General features: G+C 50.6%; 13 protein-coding genes and 3 tRNA genes. 3 read left to right on the plus strand and 13 right to left on the minus strand.

Annotation, left to right across the window (positions count from 1 at the left end; genetic code table 11):
- Nucleotides 1–68: 68 nt before the first annotated feature.
- From DQW12_RS02950 to DQW12_RS02980, 7 genes are all read right to left on the minus strand, one after another.
- Nucleotides 69–1,664 carry a dihydrolipoyllysine-residue acetyltransferase gene (locus DQW12_RS02950; protein ID WP_113906357.1) on the minus strand — a complete coding sequence of 532 codons (1,596 nt, stop codon included), beginning with the start codon at nt 1,662–1,664 and terminating at the stop codon, nt 69–71.
- An 11-nt stretch (nt 1,665–1,675) separates the two neighbouring features.
- On the minus strand, nt 1,676–2,653 hold the full coding sequence (locus DQW12_RS02955; protein ID WP_113906358.1) for an alpha-ketoacid dehydrogenase subunit beta: 978 nt from the start codon (nt 2,651–2,653) through the stop codon (nt 1,676–1,678).
- Nucleotides 2,653–3,852 (minus strand): thiamine pyrophosphate-dependent dehydrogenase E1 component subunit alpha, encoded by a 1,200-nt coding sequence (locus DQW12_RS02960; RefSeq protein ID WP_113906359.1) that lies wholly within the window; start codon nt 3,850–3,852, stop codon nt 2,653–2,655. The genes DQW12_RS02955 and DQW12_RS02960 overlap by 1 nt, the downstream gene beginning before the upstream one ends.
- 146 nt (nt 3,853–3,998) lie before the next feature.
- Nucleotides 3,999–5,030, minus strand: a complete 1,032-nt coding sequence (gene astE / locus DQW12_RS02965) for a succinylglutamate desuccinylase (protein WP_113906360.1) — start codon at nt 5,028–5,030, stop codon at nt 3,999–4,001.
- Nucleotides 5,031–5,048: 18 nt separating this feature from the next.
- Entirely contained in the window at nt 5,049–5,783 is a 735-nt protein-coding gene (locus tag DQW12_RS02970) for a DUF599 domain-containing protein (RefSeq protein ID WP_113906361.1), read from the minus strand.
- 140 nt (nt 5,784–5,923) lie between these two features.
- Nucleotides 5,924–9,046: an efflux RND transporter permease subunit gene (locus DQW12_RS02975; protein WP_113906362.1), complete on the minus strand. Its 3,123-nt coding sequence runs from the start codon at nt 9,044–9,046 to the stop codon at nt 5,924–5,926.
- Nucleotides 9,043–10,314 carry an efflux RND transporter periplasmic adaptor subunit gene (locus DQW12_RS02980; RefSeq protein WP_113906363.1) on the minus strand — a complete coding sequence of 424 codons (1,272 nt, stop codon included), beginning with the start codon at nt 10,312–10,314 and terminating at the stop codon, nt 9,043–9,045. Before DQW12_RS02980 ends, DQW12_RS02975 begins: the two co-directional genes overlap by 4 nt.
- A 141-nt stretch (nt 10,315–10,455) precedes the next feature.
- Between DQW12_RS02980 and DQW12_RS02985 the strand changes: the two genes are divergently transcribed.
- Together DQW12_RS02985 and DQW12_RS02990 are read left to right on the plus strand one after the other, a co-directional pair.
- Nucleotides 10,456–11,601, plus strand: a complete 1,146-nt coding sequence (locus DQW12_RS02985) for a patatin-like phospholipase family protein (protein WP_113906364.1) — start codon at nt 10,456–10,458, stop codon at nt 11,599–11,601.
- A 147-nt stretch (nt 11,602–11,748) separates the two neighbouring features.
- A complete protein-coding gene (locus DQW12_RS02990; RefSeq protein WP_113906365.1) occupies nt 11,749–12,624 on the plus strand; it encodes a GGDEF domain-containing protein in 876 nt (291 codons plus the stop codon).
- 39 nt (nt 12,625–12,663) lie between these two features.
- On the opposite strand, the gene tilS is transcribed toward DQW12_RS02990, so the two are convergent.
- The 3 genes from tilS to dnaE are packed head-to-tail and all read right to left on the minus strand — an operon-like array spanning nt 12,664 to nt 18,071.
- Nucleotides 12,664–13,632: a tRNA lysidine(34) synthetase TilS gene (gene tilS, locus DQW12_RS02995; RefSeq protein ID WP_113906366.1), complete on the minus strand. Its 969-nt coding sequence runs from the start codon at nt 13,630–13,632 to the stop codon at nt 12,664–12,666.
- Nucleotides 13,619–14,575, minus strand: a complete 957-nt coding sequence (gene accA, locus DQW12_RS03000; RefSeq protein ID WP_113906367.1) for an acetyl-CoA carboxylase carboxyl transferase subunit alpha — start codon at nt 14,573–14,575, stop codon at nt 13,619–13,621. Before accA ends, tilS begins: the two co-directional genes overlap by 14 nt.
- A gap of 16 nt (nt 14,576–14,591) precedes the next feature.
- The gene (dnaE, locus tag DQW12_RS03005; RefSeq protein ID WP_113906368.1) at nt 14,592–18,071 is read right to left on the minus strand and encodes a DNA polymerase III subunit alpha; all 3,480 of its coding nucleotides are present in this window, start codon (nt 18,069–18,071) and stop codon (nt 14,592–14,594) included.
- Nucleotides 18,072–18,217: 146 nt separating this feature from the next.
- Here dnaE and DQW12_RS03010 point away from each other — a divergent pair, with 146 nt between their 5' ends.
- The gene (locus tag DQW12_RS03010; protein ID WP_113906369.1) at nt 18,218–19,897 is read left to right on the plus strand and encodes a sensor domain-containing protein; all 1,680 of its coding nucleotides are present in this window, start codon (nt 18,218–18,220) and stop codon (nt 19,895–19,897) included.
- An 8-nt stretch (nt 19,898–19,905) separates the two neighbouring features.
- On the opposite strand, the gene DQW12_RS03015 is transcribed toward DQW12_RS03010, so the two are convergent.
- From DQW12_RS03015 to DQW12_RS03025, 3 genes are all read right to left on the minus strand, one after another.
- Nucleotides 19,906–19,982 (minus strand) — tRNA-Asp (locus tag DQW12_RS03015).
- 22 nt (nt 19,983–20,004) lie between these two features.
- A tRNA-Asp gene (locus tag DQW12_RS03020) sits at nt 20,005–20,081 on the minus strand.
- Between the two features lie 41 nt (nt 20,082–20,122).
- Nucleotides 20,123–20,199: transfer RNA gene (locus tag DQW12_RS03025), tRNA-Asp, on the minus strand.
- Nucleotides 20,200–20,272: the final 73 nt, after the last annotated feature.

Below are 20,272 nucleotides of genomic sequence, written 5' to 3' on the forward strand. Positions count from 1 at the left end.
CAACAAAAAACCCTGCTTTCGCAGGGTTTTTTTTAATGCATCGAAACGGTCATTGCGAACCGAACGGCTTAACGCATCACCGTAAGCATTTGCATCGGGTCTTCTAAAAACTGTTGCCAGCGTTTATTGAAGTTGGCGATGGTTGCACCGTCGATAATACGGTGATCACCCGACCAACTCGCGGTCATCATGTCGCGCCCTACTACGCTGCCGTCTGCGGCAAAACGTGGCAAGGTTTGTACTTTACCCAAGGCCACTATGGCAGCTTCCGGCTTGTTAATGATCGGCGTTGTAACCGTGCCTCCTACTACACCAATATTGGAAATAGTAATGGTGCCGCCCTTCATATCTGCAGCCGCAACTTTACCTTCACGCGCACTTGCGGTGAGGCGGTTTACTTCCTCAGCTACGTCTAGCAGCGACTTATTTTGCACCGCTTTAATGTTCGGAACCATTAAACCTATTTTGGTGGCTACCGCCATACCAATGTTATGGTCGTCAAAATAGGTAATCTCGGTCGCATCGTCGTTCAGCTGTGCGTTCATAATCGGGAATTCACTTAACGCTAAACTCATAGCCTTGATAAAAAACGGCATCAGCGTTAAACGAATACCTTGTTCCGCATATTGTGCTTTTAATCGCCCATGCAACAAACGCAACTCCGTTAAATCGAACTCTTCTGCATAGGTAAAATGCGGAATAGTTCGCACCGACTCCGCCATTTGCTTGGCCATAGCTGCACGCACACCGCGCATAGGCTCAGTGCGAGTGCCACCCGTTGCGTGGTTTGCGGTAGTCGCACGGCTCTCGCTGGCGCTGCCTTCTTTCGCCGGCTGAACCGAAGCGTCAGACGCTTTCGCTGCGTTAGCGCTGCTCAAGTCTTCCTTCAGTATCCGACCTTTCTTGCCCGACCCCTGCACCTTTGTGAGATCAATTTCCAACTCACGGGCGCGACGGCGCACCGCAGGGCTCGCTAATGCCTTACCGGGTGCTGCAGGTTGTGGCGCTTCAAACTCACCGCCAGCACTGCGCTTTGGCGCAGGCGCAGACGTAGTCGCAGGTGCTGTAGTGGCTTCTCCAGCAACCGCGGTACCGCCTTCGCCTTGCAGTGCGAACAACGGTTCACCAACACGGGCAATATCGCCTTTTGCATGATAAAGCTTGCTTACCACACCGTCCGACTTGGCTGGAATCTCAACCACCGCCTTGTCGGTCATAACCTCAACAACCACTTGGTCTTCTTTCACAGCGTCGCCTTCGGCAACACGCCAATCCACAATTTCGCACTCTACAATACCTTCTCCAATATCCGGTAAGATAAAGTCCGAGGCGCTGTTATGGCTGGTCGTCGGCGCTGGCGTAGGGCTTGGTGCAGGCTCTTTCACCACTGGCTTTGTTTCAGCTTCAGCCGGCGCTGCTGCGCTGCTGTCTGTACCGATAGCAAACAAAGGTTCGCCCACTTTGGCAATGTCACCTTTGGCATAATAGAGCTTGGTTACGGTGCCGTCGAACTTCGCCGGAATTTCCACTACGGCTTTGTCGGTCATGACTTCCACAACCACTTGGTCTTCTTGAATGCTGTCGCCTTCTTTTACCAGCCACTCCACAATTTCGCACTCAACAATACCTTCGCCGATATCGGGCAGAATAAAATCTGTACTCATGTCAGCTCCTGTTAATAGTTGAGAGAACGCTTAATGGCTTCATAGGTTTTCAGGTGGTCAGAGAAATATTCTTTCTCATGTGCCAACGGATAGGGCGTATCAAGGCCAGAGGCACGCATAATGGGTGACTCCAAATACAAGAAGCACTGCTCTTGAATCGTCGCTGCCACCTCACTACCAAACGCCATGGTGTGTGGCGCCTCTTGGCTAATCACCAAACGCCCCGTTTTCATCACCGACTTGGCTACGGTTTCGGCGTCCCAAGGTAAAATCGAACGGAGATCGATAATTTCCGCGCTCACTCCGTCTTTCTCCGCAAGTTCAACCGCTTTTTCAATCACTTCCACTTGCGCGCCCCAACCCACCACAGTTACGTCGGTGCCTTCTTTTACCACTTCGGCTTTACCAATGGGTAAGGTGTACTCTTCTTCCGGTACCTCACCGACAGCGGCACGATACAAACGTTTCGGCTCCATAAACAGCACCGGGTTTGGATCAAAAATAGCGCTCAGCAACAAGCCCTTAGCTTGGTACGGATTGCGTGGAATCACTATTTTCAAGCCCGGCGTATGGGCAAAATAGGCTTCCGGCGACTGCGAGTGGTAATGGCCACCATGAATACCGCCGCCATAAGGCGTGCGAATGGTTAAGCCCCCTACATTAAATTCGTTACCCGAACGATAACGGAACTTCGCCGTTTCATTCACAATTTGGTCGAAGGCAGGGAAAATATAGTCGCCGAACTGAATTTCAGCGACAGGAAACGAGCCCTGCGCGGCCAAACCGTTGGCAAAGCCAATAATACCTTGCTCAACCAAAGGGGTGTTGAAACAACGGGCTTTACCGTACTTTTCTTGTAAGCCGCTGGTGGCACGGAAAACACCACCAAAATGGCCTACGTCTTCACCAAACACGCTTACTTTGTCGTTCTTTGCCATTGCACAGTCGAGAGCGCTGTTAATGGCTTGCAGTAAATTCATTTTCGCCATTACTTCACTCCTTTTGCGGTCGCAGGATAAGCGTCTGGATATTTCCGAATATGCGCTTTTAAGGCGTCGAGCTGCACTTGCAACTGTTCGCTCGGCGTGTCGTAAACATCGGTAATAATCTCGTCAACATGAGGCGCAGGCACTGTTTCTGCCTTTTTCAATTCCGCCAACACGGCTTCTTTATGCGCTGCCATTTGTTGATCAGCCTCTGCTTCGGTAATCCAGCCTTTGGCGATAAGCCAGTTACGGAAGCGGATCATCGGCTCTTTTGCCCGCCATTTTTCTTCTTCTTCTTTGGTACGGTATCCAGTTGGGTCATCCGACGTAGAGTGGCCCGCCATACGATACGACATGGCTTCAATTAACACCGGCTCGCCCTCTTCAAGTGCAATTCGGCGCGCTTCTTGCGTCGCTGCATAAACGGCAAAAATATCATTGCCGTCAACGCGAATGGCCTTCATACCATATCCTGTGGCGCGCGGTGCAATGCCGTCACCAGCAAATTGTTCGCTGGCAGGCGTGGAAATGGCGTAGCCGTTGTTACGGCAAAAGAAAATAACCGGCACCTTAAACACCGCGGCCATGTTTAAGCCGGCGTGAAAGTCGCCTTCCGAGGCGGCGCCTTCGCCAAAATAAACGAGCGTACAGGTCTTTTCTGCGTCTTTATTCGCTGGGCTATGTTTTTGCCCGTACGCATACCCAGTGGCTTGCGGAATTTGTGTGCCTAACGGCGACGAAATCGTCATAAAATTGAGTGCCGCACAGCCGTAATGCACAGGCATTTGCCGCCCTTTGCCTAAGTCTTTTTCATTTGAAAACAGCTGGTTCATAAACTGCTCAACGGTAAAGCCACGAAACGCTAATGCGCCCTGCTCACGATATTGCCCCATAATCATGTCTTCAAATGCGAGCGCGGCTGCCGAGCCAATACTGGCTGCTTCTTCACCAAGCGACGACAAGTAAAAGCTAATTCGCCCTTGTCGCTGTGCCGCGAACATGCGCTCGTCGAGCAAGCGAATGAATTGCATGGTGCTGAACATTTTCAGCGCTAACTCTTTGTCGATTGCGGGGAGTTTTGCACCTTTGTGTACCGTGCCGTCTTCTTTTAGCAGCTGGAACACCGGAATGTTCACTGCATGCCCCGGAATAACTTCAAGTTTTGAAGTTACATTGGTTTTTGCTGTGTTTTCCATTGACATAATGTTGTCTCATTGTGAACGTTGCGGCAACTTTACCTTTACGTAAAGGTCGTTGCAAACGCTGTTGCGTTAAGGTGCACGAAAAAACTGTTCATTCTCCCGTACACCCCTTATTTTTACTGTGTTTAGGCGCTCACCCACAGAACTCAGACCAGTTCTAAACTCTCTGCTGGAATGGCCACCACGGTGAGCAGAGCGCGCTGCCCAAGCGCTACTTTTGCGTTTGGAAAAATAACCGACTCCCCTTCTGTTTCAACTCGGTATTCCGTTTCACCGTCGCGCGCAATCACAGCGCCAAGTGGAAACTCAGTAAAGTTTGCAACATTGTCGGGGAAGTTCAGCTCAAAATCCTCTGCGGTGCGGTTAATGCTGCGAAGCACCTGATAAATCATAAAATCGTCGTGCTCAAACCGATCAAGTTCCGGGTCAGCCTCGCAAATAAGCGCGGTTAACGTGCTTTGGGCTGCCGCAAAACGCTGCATGTCGTTTTGTCCGAAGGGTTTAACCTTACCAAGCTCCACAGTAAAACCATGGGCATTAAATTGGTTTACCGAATAATACGAAAACGTAGTGGTAGGGCCGTCGTTGAGCAGCACAACAGGAACGCCCATTGCTTTTAATAACTGCAGTTGGCGTTTGCTATAAGGGCGCTCGTTTTGGTAAGGGTAGACCACAAATTTCTCGTGCGCAGAGTCGCGAATGGCGGTGTGCATGTCGTAGTGAATGCGCTCTCGGCTAGGTGGCGAGGTTGCAAAGAATCGCTCCATATAGCCCTCAAGCGCTTCGGCGCGAACGCGCTCTTTGTTTACCAAGCCTGGGCCTTTGCTATGCGCTCCGCTGAACAATCGATTCATATTTTCTTCAACGAACCGAGTGCCGTTATTAATGGCAGCAGGGTTTGCAATTAAAAACATAACCCGTGCTTGTGGCGTGAGCTGCCCCTGCTTCAGCGCTTCAATGAGCGCGTCGCATATTTCAATGGGAGCCGTTTCGTCGCCATGCACAGCACAGGACAAAACCAAATCGCGGGTGGGCTTGCCGGCTGGGGTAAACACAATCACGCCACTGTCCCATACCTCCACCTTACCGCCGTTGGCGAGTTGCTGACTGACTTCAACTTCAGCACCCCATTCATGAGCTCGGGTCCAAGCAAGAAAGTTTTCCTTTAACATCAACATTCTCCGTTCTACAAGGATTTAACCCAGTTCATCAGGCGTTTTTGGGCCGGGTGTTAAGTTGTGCGTAGCGAGCAAGGCACGCAACACTTTAGAGTTGTACTCGCGCCGGTACAGTACTCCGGTAACGACTAATGCAGCGAGCATTAACAGCCAAGGGCTTACAAACCAACATAAATAGCCCAACGCAAAATAGTAGGCGCGCAAGCCGTAGTTGTATTCATGGCCTGCTTGATCAAGAACTTTGGCGGTATTTTTTGAGAACCGTTCGCGCTCTTCTAGGGTAACAGTTGCCTTGCTCATTTTCGGCGCCATGCCTAATAAAATAGACACAAAGCCAAACTGGCGAACCGCCCAAGTGAATTTAAAGAATGCATACACCATAATTCCAGCGAGTCCGCCAAGCTTCATCAGTACGAGTGTATGGCTTTGCTCAGCCGTAAAAGGGAGTTCATCTAGCACGCGCACAAAGGCGTCGTTCGAGGCCAGTACTGTTAACACACCGGCTAAAACAAAAATGGTAGACGAAGCAAAAAATGTAACTGTGCGTTCCACGTTTCCCACCAGCGCTGCGTCGGCAATATGCTGCTCTTTGTGCACAACCGCGTTCATCCACTCAACCCGTAGAGCCCGCAGAATGCTCGAGAGCGAATGCCTTGTTTTTGCGCGCTTGCGAGCAAAAATGGCATAGCCTACCCACATAGATAAAAACCAAACAATGGCGATAACGTCGAGTAATGGAATGAGTGTGCTCATGTTTGCCCTACAGCTCGCTTCTTAGTGTGTCGAGGAAGTGTACATAGTTTAACGCCTTTCCAGCGGAATAACAGCCGCAGCGTTATCATTCGCCGAGCCCTGCGCAGCAGCAAAAAAAAGGGCGCTTTGCGCCCTTTCAATTAACTTGAACCTTCCGGTTTGGGTTTGTTGTTCCACCAACGGCCAAAATCGTCGAGTACTAAGTACAAGCATGGAATGAGTAACAGCGTGATTACCGTGGCAAAGAGAATACCAAAGGCCAACGACACTGCCATGGGTATCACCATTTGTGCCTGCAGGCTCTTTTCCAGAACCATCGGCAGCAAGCCTACAAAGGTCGTTAACGAGGTGAGTACAATAGCTCGAAAACGTGCACCACCGGCTTCTATCACCGCGTCTTCCAATTTGTCGTTCTCTTGCCGATTCTGGTTCACATAATCCACCAAAATCAAGCTGTCGTTCACCACCACACCGGCCAGCGCAATAATACCGAATAAACTTAAAATACTAATCGGCATGCCTAATACCAAGTGGCCTAAAAACGCGCCGATAATACCGAAAGGTATAACCGACATAATAATAAAGGGCTGACTGTATGATTTGAGCGGAATCGCCATCAGTGCATAAATAGCAAACATGGCAATAACGAAGCCAATCGCCAACGAACCTAGCGCTTCTTGCTCATCGCGGCTTGCGCCTTCTAAGCCAAACTGCACATTTGGATAATTTTCCAAAATTCCCGGAATGTCGTTTTCCCGTATGTCGGCAATAATTTCTCGCGGCTCTACTCGATCTTTATCCACCCGAGCGCGCACATTAACCGAACGCGTTCCGTTAATGCGAGTAATCGAACTAAAACCGTCGGCTAACCGCGCCTCGGCAACCTCACGGAAAGGAATTTCCCGCCCGTCTGGCATGCGGATCATCATTTCTTCCAAGTTACCAATAGACACCCGCTCTTCCAGCGGATAGCGCACCATTACCCGAACTTCTTCGTCGTCGCGCGGAATCCGCTGCGCTTCGGCACCATAGAAGGCATAACGCACTTGCGTGGCGACGTCTTGTAAACGCACCCCAAGCGCTGCAGCTGAGGGTTTCACTTCGAGTTGAATTTCCTCTTGTGGCACACCAAAGGTATTGGAAATATCGAACACCCCACCATAGGTTCCTAACGCAGCACCCAGTTGCTCGGCAGCAGCTGCAAGCTCGTCAAGGTTGGTGCCACTCAGCTGGAATTCGATGTCGAAACCGCCGCCACCGCCAGCCATAGAGGCCTGCAGGTTAAGCTCTTTCACACCGGCAATTTCAGGCATACGTTCACGCCACTGATTAACAATTTCAAAACCGTCAATTTGCCGCGTTTCGCCCTTCTCAAGTTCAACAAAAACCTGTCCGCCTTCGCTACCATTGAGGAATATATTGGTGTGTTTCACTAAGCTCTCGCCGTGCTCTTTTTGGTAGTCGTCACTCACCGAGCGTAAGGTGTTTTCCACTTCTCGCAATGCACGAATGGTCGAGTCTTCATGTGTTCCGGGCTGCATTTCAACTTGGGCAAAAATAAAGTCGCTTGGAATATTAGGGAAAAACACCCAGCGAATAGCGCCCCCTTGAATAAGCCCTATCGTGAGGATCATTAAAGCAAAAAAGGCTGCAATCGTGGTGTATCGATACTCGAGACACTTGCGTGCAAACGGCTTGTAGTTATGCTCAACAAAATACTTCAAGCCATCGGCCACACCATTGCGCACACGTTGAAAGCCATTCTGCTTACTCTCTGGGGTTTTGGAGTACTTCATACCGTTAATGTGCGCGGGTAGAATCCACTTCGACTCGACCAGCGAAAACAGTAAACAGAGAATCACAACCCAAGCGATCGACTCCCAAATACCGGCCATAGGCCCACCCACCATGAGCATTGGCACAAAGGCCACAACCGTGGTTAATACACCGAAGGTTGCGGGCACAGCCACACGTTTTGCGCCTCGAATCACGTTCTCTTCAGACTTGCCGTATTTTTCAATTTCGGAATAGGCACTCTCACCAATAATAATGGCGTCGTCGACCACTATGCCCAGCACCAGAATGAAACCAAACAGCGAGATCATGTTAATGGATACGCCAAACATGGGTAAATTCATTACCGCGAGTGCACCAAGGAAACACACGGGAATGCCGATCATTACCCAGAAGGCCAAGCGAATTTGTAAGAACAGCGACAAGGCCACCAACACCAACAGAACGCCGAAGATTAAGTTCTTCAACATTAAATTTAGGCGCCCCTTGAGGTAGTAGGAACTATCTCCCCAATAGGCAATAGAAGCGCCTTCCGGAAGCTCGCCTTGTTTGCGCTCTACATACTGCTTTACGGTTTCTGCTATGGCCAAGTCGTTTTGTGTACCCACACTGTCAACCCGCACAAAACTCGCGGCTTTGCCATCGAACTCAGCGAAGGCGCGGCGTTCGACAAATTCGTCTCGAACACTCGCAATTTCGCCAAGGGTCAATCGCGTACCATCTTCTCGGCTTATTAAAACAATGTCCTCAAATTCTCTGCCAATGTAACTTTGGCCTTTGGCGCGCAACAAAATATCGCCGTTTGGCGTGCGTATCGAGCCACCCGGCACGTCGAGTGAAGTACCGCGAACCGCTTGTACCACTTGCTCAAAGGTGAGCCCGTAAGTGCGCAGGTCTTGCTCGGAAATCTCGATAGCAATTTCATAGTTTCGCGTGCCCACAACCGTGGCTTGCGTTACCCCGGGTAACGAGCGAATTTCATCACGAACCTCGCGCGCCAAAACCTTTCGTGCACGTTCATTCATGTCGCCGTAAATCGACAACCAAATAATCTGTTGTTGCGGGCGAATTCGGTACACCAACGGCGGCTCTATCTGTGCCGGAAAGCTGGAAATACCGTCAACGTTCATGCGTATTTCGTCCATGACCTCCGCTACGTCATAACCGGTGGACACCTCAATGTTCACGGTGCCCATACTTTCCCGCGCCGTGCTGGTAATACGTTTAATACCTTGAACTTCGTCAATCGCATCTTCAATGCGAATCAGTACGCCTTGCTCAACTTCTTGCGGGGCGGCACCCGGGTACGTTACCCGAACCATAATGTTGTTTAATTCAATGGTCGGGAAGGTCTGCTTACGAATAGCAAACACCGCCATAATGCCGGCAATAACGATAATCAGCATTAACAGGTTAGCGGCCACCTTATTGCGCGTAAACCACGCAATTAAGCCAGTTTCAGGTTTCATGCTTGGGTACCTTTCGCTTGTTCAGTTTCTGCCGCTTGCTCGCCTTCTTCACCCTGAATAGGAATCCATGTGTCCGAATCGTTTTCCGTTTCTGGTTCTGCCGGCGTGAGTGGGTCACCGGGTAGGCGAACACGCATACCGGGTAAGGGGTTATCAAGCTGAGTTAACATCACTCGCTCGCCCGACGCTAACCCTTCGCTTATGTACACGTCGTTTTGTGCAGAACGGTATACAGTAACAGGGCGCGCTTCTAAAATACGCTCATCGGTCACAACCCACACTTTACCGTCAGCATTCACAGCATAACGCGGCAAACGAATTAAATTTGGCACCGTAATGCCTTCAATATCAGCAATCACGTAACGACCAAAGGTGAGTGGCTGGTTATGCAGCCCCAGCTTACGGTTGTACGGGTCTTTTACTTCAATTACGCCGTAAGTTACGCGGCTGCTTGAATCCACAATGCCCTCAGTGCGCACAATGGCACCTTGCCACGTTAATGTTTGCCCAGCAACGTTAGCGCGCAAGTTCACCGTTGGTCCGCCGTCTTGCTCGGCGTCGATAGCCGCCATATCAAGGAAAGACAAGTCATAATCGGTAAGCGGCACGCGAATTTCCGCAAGCTCAGTACCAAAAAGAGTACCAACCACGGTATTCATACTTATAAACTGGCCTAGGTTAACGTTTCGTGTCGCCAACACGCCGTCGAAAGGCGCGCGAACTTGGGTTCGCTCTAAGTTGCGCTCTGCACGCATAAGGCGCGCTTCTGCACTTCTCAAGTTGGCAAGTTCACTGGCTAACTGCGGCTGGCGTAAACCCAACTCTGGAATTTCACCCGCTTCTATGGAGCGCCATTCAGCCTCGGCAACACGCCCGAGCGCACGCTCTTGCGCAACCGCCGACTGAGCGCGCGCTAGATTGGCTTTCGCCTCTTCTAATTCAGCCTGATAATCCGCAGGATCAACCGTAAGCATCACCTCGCCTTTACTAAAAAATCCACCCGCTACCAGCCTTGGTGACACTTCAAGAATGCGCCCGCTTACTTCCGAAACCACCGAGGTTTGGAAGCGCGGCATCACGTTGCCTTGCGCCGGCACAGAAAAGGTTTCGGCTTGCTTTTGTGTGGTCATCACTTCTACCAAAACAGCAGGCCGAACGGGAGTTTCGCGATTCGGTGGTGGCCGCATACTTCCGAGCACAGCAGCTAAAAGGACAGCGACAAGAAGAATTACAACAGGTAAAATAATTTTTCGTTTTAAAATAGCCATTGAACCAATGCTTCCTAAGTGGGCTAGCTTGAATCCATCTATTATGAATGTTAAATGCTTTCGGTAACAGTACAGCCGTACACTAAAGTTGTTTCCGCTGCGTTTAATATGTAAACAGACGTTACAAGGATCTGTCGAATTATGATTTCTTCTCGTGAACCCGCCCTATTACTTGCCGGTGGCGGAGCTCGCGCGGCCTACCAAGTGGGCGTACTCAAGGCAATCGCCACGCTGGTTCCTCGTGCTCACCCGCTGCCGTTTCGCATTCTTTGTGGCACGTCTGCAGGAGCACTTAACGCCAGTGCTTTGGCCAGCTATGCGTCAAATTTCCGCCTAGGCGTAAAGCATTTAGAAAAAACCTGGGGCGAATTTCGAACTGAGCAAGTTTATCGTTGCAGTACCGGTGAGCTCTTTGGTCATTTGCTTGGCCGGGTTGGCCGTATGTTTCAGTCGGAGAGTACAGAACGGCCGGCAGCAAGCCTATTCGACAATCAACCTTTGCGGGAACTGCTGAATACCGTGGTCGATTTTAAACGCATAGACCGACATATTCACCAAGGCTATTTGCGCGCGGTCGCCATCACGGCTTCTTGTTATAACAACGGCGAGTCGGTCAGTTTCTATGAGGGGATACCGCAATACGAAGACTGGTTGCGTGCTAAACGTCGCGGTACGAGAACGCGCCTTACCAGTGAGCATTTGATGGCGTCGGCCGCTATTCCGCTGGTATTTCCTGCCATTAAAGTTGGCCAACATTTCTTTGGCGACGGCTCGGTGCATCAAATGTCGCCCTTGAGCCCAGCGATTCATCTTGGCGCCAGTAAAATTTTAGTGATTGGCATGGACCCGCCACAAACCGAGGACGCCTTACATCGGCCTTATGTACCCAGCAGTGCGGCAGTTGCAGGGCATTTGCTGGACACCATATTCGCCGACACTCTGAATGCCGACGTTGAACGGTTAGAGCGCATTAACGACACCATATTTCGTTTAGAGCAAGCGGGTATGACCCATCCCACGTTACGCCGAATAGACTCATTACTGATTCAACCCGAACTGGACTTTACGGAAGTTGCCCATAAACACTATCACCGACTACCTAAGCCAGTGCAAAAGCTGTTGAACTTAATTGGCGTCGACCGCGACACCCCCTCCAGTATTGTGAGCTACTTGCTTTTTGAAAAAGAATATTGCCAAGAGCTCATTCAGCTTGGCTTTGAGCAAGCACTCAAAAATGAGGACCAATTGCACGCCTACCTCGAACTGGGTGGCCGCCCAGTGGAATAGAGTGGCAATTTTTTGCCACTTCACCTAATTCAGCCGACAGAAAAGCCACACAGAGCAGGAGAATAAATTTTAAATCAATAACTTGCAAAACGTGGAACAGTGTTTGCAAAGCTTGCCACAGCATCCATTTGTATAAGGTTAAGTTCTGTGGTGATTGTAGAACAACAACAAGATCAGAATGGCGTTCAAGTGTTAGCCTGTTCGGAACGATTCCAACGCGACGGTAAACTTTCTGAGCGCTTACAAACCACCCTCGATATCGAGCAATTACTTGCGCTCTATGGCAAAGAGGTTCGTGACTCCTTGGCCATCGACAGCCTTACCTTCGCTGCCGATGAATTAGTATTTGCTGTATTCGGATATGTGGAACAAAAGCCGCAACACAATGCGGCCATTTATGCAGACGGCGAGTATTTAGGCCAGCTGGTGTACAGCAAACATTCGGGCTTTTCTGCTGCGGATAAAAAACAGCTGAATACCTTTCATCAGCAGCTCATTTTCCCGCTTCGAAATGCCATGCGATTCGCCCGTGTAAGGCGTCAAGCCATGCATGATCACATGACCGGCGTAGGCAACCGTTTGCTTATGAGTGAGCAACTTACCCGAGCGGCGGAAACCAAACGGCGCAATAACCTTTCGTATATGCTAATGCTGCTCGATCTTGACGGTTTTAAAACGGTAAACGACACTGCCGGCCACGCCAAAGGCGATCGTATTTTGCAACGTTTTGCCGAGGTCATTAAGCGTGCATTGCGGGCGTACGACGGTGTTTATAGATACGGCGGAGATGAGTTTGTCTTGCTGCTGCAAGACGCAGATAAACACAGCGCCCAGCATGTTTATGATCGTATTCAAAATGGAGTGGCCGGTGACGCGCTTTTAACCGAATATAATATTGGTTGCAGTGCTGGTGCAGTGGAACTCAACCCAACACAAGACGAAAACACCCTACTCGCCCGCGCCGACAATGCACTCTATGAAGCCAAGCAGAGCGGCAAAGGCCGGTTGTGCTTTGCCATCTAGGCAGGCCCTTTTTGCTTTAGTTTATATTTATTTACACACCTACAACGGCGCGAGTACCAACTGGCGCCGCTCTCGATAAACCTGATTCTGCCCCCATTGCACGCGCACCTTCCCTTGTGGCAAGCGCGACAGTTGGCGCAATAATTCGGTCATAATGGCGGAGCTTGGCAATGGTACGCCTGCACGCTCAAACCATCGGCGCAACAGTGCCTTCTGCAAATTGGGTGCGAGCTCAAGCCAACCTGCCAACTCAAAGCGATCGCCCTGTATCCGCGGCGTTAGTTCTTTATCAATAAAATATTCGAGCAGGCTTTGTTGCTCGGCACAAAGTTCAGCCGAGCGCGCAACAGTGGCCTGAATTGACGGCCAACGCTGTTGTAGCCTCGGCACAATTTCATGGCGCAGAAAGTTGCGGTCTATCGAAGTGTCGTAGTTGGTGTCGTCTTCAATCCACTGTACGCCATGCGCTTCTGCGTAGGCGTAAAGCTCTGTTTTCTCAAAGTTAAGTAACAGCCGTAAAAGCCGTCGCTGTTCCTTAAACGGCGCAATAGCCGCCATGCTCGAGAGCCCCTTAGGGCCGGCACCACGCTGTAGTTGCAACAAGAAGGTTTCAATTTGGTCGGAACGGTGTTGCCCTAACAGAATAACCGCATTAGCCTCAGTAAGTTCAGCTAAACGCTGATAGCGCGCCTCACGCCCTGCCGCCTCTTTACTTTCGCGGTTCGCTATCACCACCTGAATGGGTTCAATAATGGCCGGGAACTGTCGCTGCTCGCAGTCTGCGCGCAGAAACTCCGCCCAGGCCGCCGACTTTTCATGAAAGGCGTGGTCTAAGTGAATCGCTAAGTAGCGATAATTCGGAAATTCTCGCCGAAAACGGTCGGTTAAATCCAAAACCGTTTGCGAGTCCACTCCGCCGCCCAGCGCCACTACGATTTGTTGATTCGTAGCAAGCGCCAGCGCACAAAGTTGTTGTTTAAACTGGGGGTATAAATCAGCAGTAGCCAAAGTTCATTAACTTTTGATAACGCTTCTCCAGCAGCTCTTCTTTTGAAAAGCCTTTCAAAGCATCAAGGTCGCTCCGTAATTGCTCTTTCACACGCATTGCAATTTGCTCATAGTCGCGATGGGCTCCACCCACTGGCTCTTCAACGATGGCGTCGATAAGGCCCAGTTCAAGTGAGCGCTGCGCGGTTACACCCATAGCTTCCGCCGCTAGTTCAGCTTTACTCGCACTCTTCCACAAAATCGACGCACAGCCTTCTGGCGAAATCACCGAGTAGGTGCTGAACTGCAACATGTTCACGCGGTCACCCACACCAATTGCAAGTGCACCGCCCGAGCCGCCCTCACCAATAACGGTACAAATGGTGGGTACTTGCAATCGAGACATAACCTTTAAGTTGCGCGCAATCGCCTCACTTTGCCCACGTTCCTCGGCACCAATACCGGGGTAAGCGCCCGGCGTGTCAATAAAGGTCAGTATAGGCATGTTAAAACGTTCAGCCATTTCCATTAGCCGTAGGGCTTTGCGGTAACCCTCGGGCTTTGGCATACCAAAGTTACGACGCACTTTTTCCTTTGTTTCTCGCCCTTTCTGGTGGCCGATAATCATTACAGGATCACCGTCAATCCGACCAACGCCACCCACAATAGCTTTGTCGTCTGCATAAGCACGGTCTCCGGCGAGTTCATCGAAGTCGGTAAAGATCATGCGAACGTAATCGAAGGTATAAGGCCGTAAAGGATGCCGCGCTAACTGCGCAACCTGCCACGCACCCAAGTTTGAGAAAATCTTTTTCGTCAGCTCGTTACGTTTTTTACGCAACTGCTTTACTTCCGCTTCCAAGTCGATGTCGAGGCCGCCTTTTGCACCAACAGCCTGTAACTCGTCAATTTGTGCCTGTAATTCGGCAATCGGTTGTTCAAATTCCAAAAAATTCTGGTTCATCCGTAGGTAGTCCGGTTTAAGATTCAAAGTTCAAACGTACATTGCCTTCGCCTACCGCAGTCGTAAGCTGGTACAGCAAGTCGTCTGTAGGTTCGACGTACCATTGAGCTGGCGTGATTAAACTCGCCTGAGCTCCATCAATCTGACAATCCAATTGTATAGGGCAGGTTCCTCTGGGTGCCTGCTGCACCACCTGCACAACCGCCGCTGCTAGTGTGTCCTGTTCGGCTAAGTTTAACGACACTCGTACCGATTTGACAAATTGGGCGCGTGCTTGCTCAAGTGTTAATACTTCTTGTGCGGTCATTGTATTGCCTTGGTTGAAGTGATCAAAGCTGACCTCTCCTTTCACCCACAATACTTGGTCTTTGGCCAATAAGCTTTCATATTGTTCAAAAATGTCGCTGTAAAACCGCACATCAAGCCGCGCTGACTTATCGTCGAGGGTTACCAGGCCCCAGCGCTGACCTTTTTTATTCACCATGTTGCGCACGTCGAGCACAAGCCCAGCCACCGCATACGCGTTACCGCGACCACTCGGCTCAACATCGCTCAGGCGGCCACGCGTATAGTGCTTCAACTCTTCACGGTAACGATTTACCGGGTGCCCGGTTAAATAAAGCCCAAGGGTCTCGCGTTCACCGTCTAGCCAAACACCTTCTGGCCACTTCGGTACCTGTTCGAAGGCCGCGTCTGGGTGGTCATGTACCTCAGCACTCATACCAAACAAGTCACCTTGGCCAATGGCCTCAGCTTGCGCCTGTTGATCTGCCTGGCGCATGGCTTTATCTAAAGTTGCTAACAAAGCAGCGCGGTGCGGCCCTAAATTGTCCATGGCCCCCGCTTTAATCAGCTTTTCCATCACGCGTCGATTGAGCTTCTTCAAGTCGACGCGGCGACAAAAATCGAATAAATCGGTGAACGCGCCTCCGGCCTCACGGGCGGCAATAATCGCCTCTATGGGGCCTTCTCCAACCCCTTTAATGGCCCCGATGCCATAAACAACACGCCGTTCTTGGTCAACACTAAACTTATGCTGGCCAACGTTCACGTCTGGGGGCAATATTTTTAGCCCCATACGCTCGCATTCGTCCACTAAAGTCACAATTTTGTCGGTGTTGTCCATATCGGCCGACATAACAGCCGCCATGTATTCGGCCGGAAAATGAACCTTCATCCATAAGGTTTGATAAGCCACTAAGGCATAAGCGGCAGAGTGAGACTTGTTAAAACCATAACCTGCGAACTTTTCTACCAAGTCGAAAATCTTCATCGCCAACTCAGGATCGATACCGTTATTCTTCGACCCTTCAGCAAAAAACTCGCGTTGCTTTGCCATTTCTTCTGGCTTTTTCTTGCCCATTGCGCGGCGTAACAAGTCGGCACCACCAAGCGTGTAACCCGCCATTTCCTGCGCAATTTGCATCACCTGCTCTTGGTAAAGAATAACCCCGTAAGTAGGTTCCAAGATTTCCTTCAGGCATTCATGCTGCCAGGTTGCATCTGGGTAGGAAATTTCTTCACGACCATGTTTGCGGTCAATGAAGTTGTCTACCATGCCCGACTGCAAAGGCCCCGGTCGGAACAAGGCCACCAATGCGATAATGTCTTCAAAACAGTCGGGTAAAAGCCGCTTAATCAGCTCTTTCATGCCGCGCGACTCAAGCTGGAATACAGCCGTCGTTTCGGCCTTTTTTAACGACCGATAACAGGCTTGGTCGTTTAACGGAATAGCGGTAATGTCGATCTCGGCTTTTCCTTCTTGCCGATAACGCACATTTACCATATCCACAGCCCATTGAATAATAGTCAGCGTACGCAAGCCCAAAAAGTCGAACTTCACTAAACCTGCGGTTTCAACATCGTTCTTATCAAACTGAGTAACCGGGAATTTACCCTCGTCGTCACAATAAAGCGGTGAGAAGTCGGTGATTTTGGTCGGGGCTATAACCACCCCACCCGCATGCTTCCCGGCATTTCGGGTAACTCCTTCCAATCGCCGCGCCATATCAATCACTTCGCGCACTTCGTCGTCTTCGTCATAAAGCTGCGGCAAGCGAGGCTCTTCTTCGAACGCCGCTTTTAAGGTCATGCCTGGGGTCATGGGAATGAGCTTTGAAATACGATCGACAAAGCCATAGGGGTGGCCGAGAACCCGCCCTACGTCGCGCACCACGGCTTTTGCAGCCATGGTACCAAAGGTAATAATTTGCGACACCGCTTCGCGGCCATAGAGCTCGGCTACGTGATCGATCACTTCGTCGCGCCGATCCATACAAAAGTCGATATCGAAATCGGGCATGGACACCCGTTCTGGGTTCAAGAATCGCTCGAACAGCAGATCGAATTCGAGTGGGTCGAGGTCAGTTATCATCAGTGCATAGGCCACCAGCGAGCCTGCCCCCGAACCACGCCCAGGCCCTACGGGAATGCCGTTGTCTTTACTCCACTGGATAAACTCCATCACGATCAAGAAGTAACCGGGAAAGCCCATTTCGTTAATAACTTTTAGTTCAATCTCCAAACGCTCGTCGTATTCGCCGCGTTTTTGCGCCCGAAGCTGTGGGTCTGGGAAAATAAAAGCTAAACGCTTCTCGAGCCCCTCGCGTGACTTCATGACTAAAAAGTCTTCAATGCTCATGGAACCCGTGGGAAAATTCGGTAAGTAATAGGTGCCAAGCTCCACTTCAACATTACAACGCTTGGCTATTTCCACACTGTTCGCGAGCGCCTCAGGAATGTCGCTAAACAGCGCCTGCATGTCTTCGCTACTGCGCAAATACTGCTGTTCCGAATAGAGTTTCGGCCGGCGCGGATCTGCCAAAGTATATCCGTCGTGTATGGCCACCCGAATTTCATGTGCTTCGTGGTCGGAAGGCTGCAAAAACACCACATCGTTGGTTGCAACCACCGGTAAATTGTATTGTGCGGCAACGGCTACAGCACCATGTACCTGTTCTTCTTCGCGCGGTCGGCCTGTGCGCGTTAACTCTAAGTAGAACCGATCGGGAAAGTGCTGTTGATAAAATGCAATACTCTGTTCAAGCGCCGCGCTGTTCTTCTTTAAAATGGCTTGACCCACGTCACCCTGTACGCCACCAGAGAGCAAAATTAGCCCTTCTTGATGTTCTTCCAACCACGCTTGGTCAATACACGGGCGACCAAATTTATGACCGCGCAAATAGGCTTTCGAAATTAATACCGTAAGGTTTTTATAGCCCTTGTCGTTGAGCGCCAGCGCTGTTATCCGCAATGGCTGTTCTGGCCAACTTTCTGTCAGCATACGCAAGTCGGCGCCAATAACAGGTTTAATACCGAGGCTACGTGCTGTTTGATAATAACGAACCAGCCCACAGAGGTTCATTTCGTCGGTCAGCGCCATAGCGGGCATGCCAAGCTCAGCCACTCTTGCACACAAAGGCTTTACCTTTTGCAGACCGTCGACCATGGAGAAATCACTGTGTATGCGCAAGTGCACAAAAGCAGGGTTTGTCATTATCACTACTTAGCTGTCTATTATTGCCCTTCGGGAGAGGCCTTATTGTGCCTGAATCGCCGCGCAGGGAAAAGGCTTCTCTTTGCTTAACATTTTAGGTTTTGCGTGCTAAATCTATAAGGGTGAATTCTTTACAATGGCACGCCATGAAGCAAACAAAAGCAGGAACGTCCTCCCACATAACTAGGCAGCGGAATTTAGAACAAGAGCGTGCCGCCGCTGTTCTGTACACTATGTTCATTCATAATGATGAGCCCGTGGCCAACTGGGTGAGTGACAACCTTACTGAAATTACCGGTTGGAGCCGTGAACAAGCCATTCAACCGGGCTGGTGGAGTGCACACATTCATCCCGACGACCAGAAAGTTGAAGCGCAGGCCAACGACGATTTGCTCAGTCAAGGCTACCTTACATACGAATACAGGTTTCAGTTCGCAGATGGCAGTTATCATTGGATCCGCGATGAAATGCGGGTACTTCGTGACCCGAGCTCAACTGATATTCAAATTCTAGGCGTTTGGCGAGACGTCAGCCAAGAGCGCGCAATGAATACGCTCTTGCACCAACAAAATGAACGTTTGCAGCTCTTCACCCAAAACGTACCGGGCATGCTGTACGAATTTGTACTGGAGCCAGACGGGCGTATGTACTTTCCTTTTGCCTCCGACCGCATTCAAGACATTTACGGGGTAACCGCAGCGCAAGCCCGCGAAGACGCCTTTAACGCAGCGCAGAACATCCACCCAGACGATCTCGATGAAGTATTACGCACCATCAACGCGTCGGCAGAGCAACTGACAATTTGGCGCTTAGAGTATCGAGTTAAATTTGCAGATACTGAACGCTGGTTACGGGGTGAGGCGCACCCGGCGCGCAAGGCCAATGGAGCCACCGTATGGCACGGCTACATTATGGACATCACCAACGAAAAAAAAGCAGAACGGGAACTTAGACTTGCTTCGAGTGTGTTTGAACACACTCATGAAGGCATTATGATCACCGATCCGAATGACATCATTATTGAAGTGAACCCAACCTTTACCCGTATTACTGGTTATTCTCGAGAGGAAGCCGTAGGTCAACCCGGTCGTTTTATGGCGTCGGGCCACCATGACGAAGCCTTTCTGCAGGATATTTGGCGCAACCTTAAACAGCATGGCTTTTGGCAGGGCGAGATTTGGAATCGTAATAAACGCGGGGAAATTTACTGTGAACGAAAAACTATTTCTGCTGTGCACGACGAACAAGGGAATGTACTTCAATACGTGGGGTTATTTAGCGACATTACCCAACTTAAACTACAACAGCAGCGTTTAGAGCAACTCGCACACTACGACAGTCTCACTGGGCTACCGAATCGCACGTTGCTCAACGACAGGCTGTACATGGCGGTTGAATCGGCACGACGAAACAACACTAAAGTAACCGTGGTGTATCTCGACCTTGACGATTTCAAGCCCGTAAACGACCAATATGGTCATGCCGCTGGTGATTATTTACTGGAGGCGATTGCCGAGCGCCTTACCGCGTGTGTTCGCCGTAGCGACACTGTGGCGCGCATTGGCGGCGATGAATTTGTGTTGCTGTTGTTGAACGAGTCTGTGAATGGCTATCAGGTGCTGTTGCAACGCCTACAAACAGAGCTTATGCAGCCGGTCGTACTTGAGGGTGCGTCTATGGTGATTTCATCGAGCCTTGGCGTTGCCCATTTCCCAACCGACGCAGACACGCCCGAGCTATTGCTGCGATACGCAGACCAAGCGATGTATGCGGCCAAGCAACAAGGAAAGAACAAAGTAATGGAATACAGAAAACTAACGAACTAACAAGGAAATGGCGGAGCGGACGGGACTCGAACCCGCGACCCCCGGCGTGACAGGCCGGTATTCTAACCAACTGAACTACCGCTCCAACGGTAGAAAATTTCCAGCAGTGGCGGAGCGGACGGGACTCGAACCCGCGACCCCCGGCGTGACAGGCCGGTATTCTAACCAACTGAACTACCGCTCCACACTGGAAATACGATAAAAATGCACTTGAGACACAGCAAATGGCGGAGCGGACGGGACTCGAACCCGCGACCCCCGGCGTGACAGGCCGGTATTCTAACCAACTGAACTACCGCTCCAATTGATTGCTGTGCTTTAAGGACTTCCTTAACGCGGCGAGGATGATACGAGCCCCGCGAAAATGAGTCAACC

This window comes from Aliidiomarina celeris (assembly GCF_003316875.1).
Lineage (GTDB): Bacteria > Pseudomonadota > Gammaproteobacteria > Enterobacterales > Alteromonadaceae > Aliidiomarina > Aliidiomarina celeris.

Excerpts from the sequence above, each read along its gene's own strand:
- DQW12_RS02950 (WP_113906357.1), bottom strand. The coding sequence starts at position 1,664 with ATGAGTACAGATTTTATTCTGCCCGATATCGGCGAAGGTATTGTTGAG.
- DQW12_RS02955 (WP_113906358.1), bottom strand. The coding sequence starts at position 2,653 with ATGGCGAAAATGAATTTACTGCAAGCCATTAACAGCGCTCTCGACTGT.
- DQW12_RS02960 (WP_113906359.1), bottom strand. The coding sequence starts at position 3,852 with ATGTCAATGGAAAACACAGCAAAAACCAATGTAACTTCAAAACTTGAA.
- astE (WP_113906360.1), bottom strand. The coding sequence starts at position 5,030 with ATGTTGATGTTAAAGGAAAACTTTCTTGCTTGGACCCGAGCTCATGAA.
- DQW12_RS02970 (WP_113906361.1), bottom strand. The coding sequence starts at position 5,783 with ATGAGCACACTCATTCCATTACTCGACGTTATCGCCATTGTTTGGTTT.
- DQW12_RS02975 (WP_113906362.1), bottom strand. The coding sequence starts at position 9,046 with ATGAAACCTGAAACTGGCTTAATTGCGTGGTTTACGCGCAATAAGGTG.
- DQW12_RS02980 (WP_113906363.1), bottom strand. The coding sequence starts at position 10,314 with ATGGCTATTTTAAAACGAAAAATTATTTTACCTGTTGTAATTCTTCTT.
- DQW12_RS02985 (WP_113906364.1), top strand. The coding sequence starts at position 10,456 with ATGATTTCTTCTCGTGAACCCGCCCTATTACTTGCCGGTGGCGGAGCT.
- accA (WP_113906367.1), bottom strand. The coding sequence starts at position 14,575 with ATGAACCAGAATTTTTTGGAATTTGAACAACCGATTGCCGAATTACAG.
- dnaE (WP_113906368.1), bottom strand. The coding sequence starts at position 18,071 with ATGACAAACCCTGCTTTTGTGCACTTGCGCATACACAGTGATTTCTCC.
- DQW12_RS03010 (WP_113906369.1), top strand. The coding sequence starts at position 18,218 with ATGAAGCAAACAAAAGCAGGAACGTCCTCCCACATAACTAGGCAGCGG.